The sequence below is a fragment of the Kocuria coralli genome (assembly GCF_008831305.1).
GTDB classification, from domain to species: domain Bacteria; phylum Actinomycetota; class Actinomycetes; order Actinomycetales; family Micrococcaceae; genus Kocuria; species Kocuria coralli.
In genome coordinates this window covers 1-492 of the sequence record NZ_ML708657.1, presented here as the reverse complement: position 1 = coordinate 492, position 492 = coordinate 1, and the positions used below count along the sequence as shown (strand labels likewise).

Genomic DNA, 492 nt, shown 5'->3' with positions numbered 1-492 from the left:
CTGGCGACCTCCTCGAGCAGTCGGCCGGGCCTGAGCTTGAACGGCTTCGGCCGACGAGTCTGCTGGCGGGCACGTTCATGTGCGCGCCAAGCCGAGTATTCGCAGCGGCCTCCGCCGCGCTTGACCTCACGGCTGATGGTGGACACCGTTCGCCCCAGCTGCCCGGCGATCGCGGTGAATGTGTCGCCACGATTGATCCCCAGAAGGATCTGCTCGCGCTCATCGATCGTCAGGCAGCCCTGGCGTGGTTTCCAGCCGAGCGGTTTGGCATCGAGGTGCCTGCCGCTCCGGGCCATGACCCCGACCATCGGCGCGCTGCAGCCGATCTCCTTGGCGATATCGACCAGCCGCCAGCCCTTCCCGTGCAGCCTGAGCGCCAGCTGCTTCTGCTCCCGGCTGAGATGACCGTGCTTGCCCTGCATCCGGATCCTCCTGTGGTCAGTGACTGTCCCATCTCACAGGAGATGTTGCGCTGACCGCTTGAATCCGCCA

General features: G+C 66.1%; 1 protein-coding gene. It reads right to left on the bottom strand.

Annotated elements, in window-relative coordinates; all coding sequences use genetic code 11:
* Positions 1 to 422: helix-turn-helix domain-containing protein (locus tag FCK90_RS15220; RefSeq protein WP_158035145.1), on the bottom strand; the 422-nt coding region annotated here is incomplete at its 3' end.
* Positions 423 to 492 lie beyond the last annotated feature (70 nt).